Genomic DNA, 3,348 nt, shown 5'->3' with positions numbered 1-3,348 from the left:
ACTACCTGAGGCGGCGGCTGAAGGACCGCGACGTGCGGGAGGCCTCCCGCACGCGGGCCGCCCGCACGGCGCGGGACCTGCACCGGGAACTGTCCCGGCACGCCGCGGCGGCGGTCCTGCACCCGCCGCAGGACCGGCGGCTGTCCCGGGCGGACGGGCTGCACGTGCTGAACGCCGCCTACCTCGTGCCCGCTGCGGGCCGGGAGGCGTTCCTGGAGGCCGTACCGCCGCCGGACGCCCTGGACGCCGGACTGCGGCTGGAGGTGACGGGCCCCTGGGTGCCGTACTCCTTCACCGCCGGCGCCGACGAGGAGAAGGGATCGACCCTGTGACCGGCGACGACGGGGGCATCGCCCTGGTGGACCTGCTGGACCGGCTGCTCGCCGGCGGGGTCGTCCTGGCCGGCGACCTGACGCTGCGCATCGCCGACGTCGACCTCGTACGCATCGATCTGAAGGCGCTCGTCAGCTCCGTGGGCGACGCCGTCCCCTCACCCTGGAAGCAGGTGGAGATGTGAGCCGGACGCAGCGGGTCGAACTCGACCCGGACACCGTCGAACGCGACCTCGCACGCCTGGTGCTGACCGTCATCGAGCTGCTGCGGCAGCTGATGGAGCGCCAGGCGCTCAGGCGCGTGGAGGTCGGAGACCTCAGCGAGGAACAGGAGGAGCGGCTGGGGCTGACGCTGATGCTGCTGGAGGACCGGATGGCTCTGCTGCGCCGCCGCTTCGGCCTGACGGCGGAGGACCTGAACCTGGACCTGGGCCCGCTGGGCACCCTCCTCTAGCCCGGAAAAGAACCACGTTTGAGGAGCGCTTGGTCGGCCAGACGCACACCATGACTGCATCGCGGAAACCCACCACCAAGTCCCCTTCCGACAACTCCGGTTCGAACGGCGGCACGGCGCGCGGGCGGGCGGCGAGCGCCGCGCCGAAGGCCGGCGACGCACCGGAGGAACACGGGGGCGTCGGCACACTGACCGCGCTCCCCTCCCAGATCGCGGAGAAGACCACCACCGCCGCCCAGGTCCTCCGCTCCACCGCCGGCCGGGCCGGCCTGCTGTGGACGCTGGTCCGGGCGCGCAAGGCCGTGGCCGCGGGAACGGCGAGCGGGACGTTCGCGCTCGTCGCCGCCTCGTACGCGGCGGGCCGCCGCGCGGGCCTCCGCCGCCGCGGCCCGCTGTCCCGCCTGACCGGCGGCCGCCTCTGACCGCGCCGCACACCCACACCACCGGGGCGGGGGCCCAAGGCCCCCGCCCCCGCCCATGTCCGCAGCCGGCCGCTCCCGGCCACGTCGACCGGGCAGGAGGGGGCTGGAGCTGTCCTGCCGCACGCGTTCAAGGCGCCGGACCCCCCTTACGTCAACCGGGGTTGACACTGCCCGACCTGTCAACATAGATTGACAACATGACCGATGCGACCGACCTCGCCGCCCGTGCGGGCGACCGTGACCCGCGGGTGGGACTGCGGGCCGTGTCCGCGCTGCGGCGGCTGCTGGAGCAGTTGGAAGCCGTCCAGGTGCGCAGTGCGCGCAACCAGGGATGGTCGTGGCAGGAGATCGCGACCGAGCTGGGCGTCAGCCGGCAGGCCGTCCACAAGAAGTACGGGAGGCAGTGATGTTCGAGCGATTCACGCAGGCCGCACGCGCGGTGGTGAAAGGGGCGTTCGAGCACGCCGAGCGGACCGGCGCCGCCACGGTGTCCGAGGAGCACCTGCTGCTGGCGCTCCTCGACCGGGAGGACACCCGGGCCGCGGCGGCACTGCGCGGGCTGTGCCCCCCGGAGCGCCGGCCCGCGGTGGCCGCCGCCCTGGCGGACGCCCGGCGGCGGGCAGGGCTGTCCCGGGCGGACGCGGAGGCCCTGGAGGGCCTCGGCATCGACGTCGGCGCCATCGTGGCGCGGGTGGAGGAGGCGCACGGGCGGGGCGCGCTGGCCGGCGACCGCAGGGACGCCGGATGGTCCGGCCGCAGGTCCTTCTCCCGGGAGGCGAAGACGGTGCTGGAGAAGTCCCTCCGGATCGCCCTGGCCCGCAAGGACCGGGAGATCGGCGACGAGCACGTCCTGCTGGCCCTCACCACGACCGGCGGTGTCGTCGCGGAGGTCCTGGCGGACCACGGGGTGACGTACACGTCCGTCGAGGCCGCCCTTTCCGCGCCCGTCGCGCGCTGACCCCCGCGGACGGCAGGGCGTCCGCCCCACGCGGCCGCCGCGACGGCGCGGTCGCCGAAGGCGGACCGGGAGGCGGGGAAGCCGCGATCCCGGCCCGCGCCAGGAATGCGGCGCGGCTGCTCGGGGTGGGGAGCCGCCCGCGGACCCGGCGCCCGGCACGCCCGCCGCATTCGCCCATGCGGTCCGCAAACCACCCGTACTCCGCCCGCGGACCGGCCGAACGGCCCGTCCGGTACGCCGCCGGGTCGGCCGGTCCTGTCCGAGGACGAGCGCGGTCGGGCCGGCCCGTCGGCTGCGACCATGGGGGCATGCCCCACGCCCTCGTCACCGGCGCCACCTCCGGGATCGGCGCGGCCTTCGCCGAGCAGCTTGCCGCCGCCGGGTACGACCTGACGCTGGTCGCCCGCGACCCGGACCGGCTGGCCCGTACGGCCGATGCCCTGCATCGGAAGCACGCCGTCCTTGTGACCGTGCTCGCGGCCGACCTCGCCTCGGACGACGGATTGGCACGCGTCGCGGAGAGGGCGGCGGCGGAGCCGCTCGACCTGCTGGTCAACAATGCCGGGTTCGCGCATCCGGCCGGCTTCCTGCGCGTGCCGGCCGCCGACGAGGCGCGCATGCTGCGCGTGCACTGCGAGGCGGTGCTGCGGCTCACCCACGCGGCCCTGCCCGGCATGAACGCACGCGGCCGCGGCGGCATCGTCAACGTCTCGTCCCTGTGGGCGTTCTTCCCCCGCAGTACGTACGGGGCGTCGAAGGCGTGGATCAACGCCTTCAGCCGGAGCCTCACCGACGCGCGGACCGCCCGTCCGGGCGTGCGCGTCATGGCGCTCTGCCCGGGCTACGTCCGCACCGCGCTCCACGAGCGCTCGGGCCGCGACACCTCCTCGATCCCCCGCGCGATGTGGACCGGTGCGGACGACGTCGTACGGACGGCGCTGCGCGACCTGGAGCGGGGCCGGACCGTGTGCGTGCCCGGCACCGCCGACAAGGCGCTGGTGTTCCTGGGCCGCCTGGCCGGACGGCGCTTCGCGGGCCGCGTCCTCCAGCGCCTCGGCTCCCGCCCGCGCCGCCCCGCCCCCTGACCGGGCGGTGGCGCTCACGCCGGTTTCCGCCGCCCCGGGGCACAGGAACCGGACAGTCCGGGGGGCTCGGCGCGGCGGAAACCGGCGTGAGCGCCAC

General features: G+C 75.6%; 7 protein-coding genes. All 7 read left to right on the top strand.

Features of this window, described 5'->3' with window-relative positions:
- On the top strand, positions 1-332 hold a 332-nt coding region (locus tag EF903_RS30550; protein ID WP_185902908.1), incomplete at its 5' end, for a GvpL/GvpF family gas vesicle protein.
- Positions 329-517 carry a gas vesicle protein gene (locus EF903_RS30545; protein ID WP_125548231.1) on the top strand — a complete coding sequence of 63 codons (189 nt, stop codon included), beginning with the start codon at positions 329-331 and terminating at the stop codon, positions 515-517. The genes EF903_RS30550 and EF903_RS30545, both read left to right, overlap by 4 nt.
- Positions 514-786 carry a gas vesicle protein K gene (locus EF903_RS30540; protein WP_125548230.1) on the top strand — a complete coding sequence of 91 codons (273 nt, stop codon included), beginning with the start codon at positions 514-516 and terminating at the stop codon, positions 784-786. The genes EF903_RS30545 and EF903_RS30540 overlap by 4 nt, the downstream gene beginning before the upstream one ends.
- 50 nt (positions 787-836) lie before the next feature.
- The gene (locus tag EF903_RS30535; RefSeq protein WP_125548229.1) at positions 837-1,208 is read left to right on the top strand and encodes a hypothetical protein; all 372 of its coding nucleotides are present in this window, start codon (positions 837-839) and stop codon (positions 1,206-1,208) included.
- Between the two features lie 197 nt (positions 1,209-1,405).
- Positions 1,406-1,615, top strand: a complete 210-nt coding sequence (locus EF903_RS30530) for a helix-turn-helix domain-containing protein (RefSeq protein ID WP_030315760.1) — start codon at positions 1,406-1,408, stop codon at positions 1,613-1,615.
- The gene (locus EF903_RS30525; RefSeq protein ID WP_125548228.1) at positions 1,615-2,166 is read left to right on the top strand and encodes a Clp protease N-terminal domain-containing protein; all 552 of its coding nucleotides are present in this window, start codon (positions 1,615-1,617) and stop codon (positions 2,164-2,166) included. The genes EF903_RS30530 and EF903_RS30525 overlap by 1 nt, the downstream gene beginning before the upstream one ends.
- Positions 2,167-2,474: 308 nt before the next feature.
- Positions 2,475-3,251, top strand: coding sequence for an SDR family oxidoreductase (locus EF903_RS30520; RefSeq protein ID WP_125548227.1), 777 nt, complete (start codon positions 2,475-2,477; stop codon positions 3,249-3,251).
- Positions 3,252-3,348 lie beyond the last annotated feature (97 nt).

This window comes from Streptomyces sp. WAC05292 (assembly GCF_003949955.1).
Lineage (GTDB): Bacteria > Actinomycetota > Actinomycetes > Streptomycetales > Streptomycetaceae > Streptomyces > Streptomyces globosus.
This window is presented reverse-complemented; position numbering and strand designations above follow the sequence as displayed.

Coding starts and splice junctions, on each gene's coding strand:
- EF903_RS30525 (WP_125548228.1), top strand. CDS start 1,615: ATGTTCGAGCGATTCACGCAGGCCGCACGCGCGGTGGTGAAAGGGGCG.
- EF903_RS30535 (WP_125548229.1), top strand. CDS start 837: ATGACTGCATCGCGGAAACCCACCACCAAGTCCCCTTCCGACAACTCC.
- EF903_RS30520 (WP_125548227.1), top strand. CDS start 2,475: ATGCCCCACGCCCTCGTCACCGGCGCCACCTCCGGGATCGGCGCGGCC.
- EF903_RS30530 (WP_030315760.1), top strand. CDS start 1,406: ATGACCGATGCGACCGACCTCGCCGCCCGTGCGGGCGACCGTGACCCG.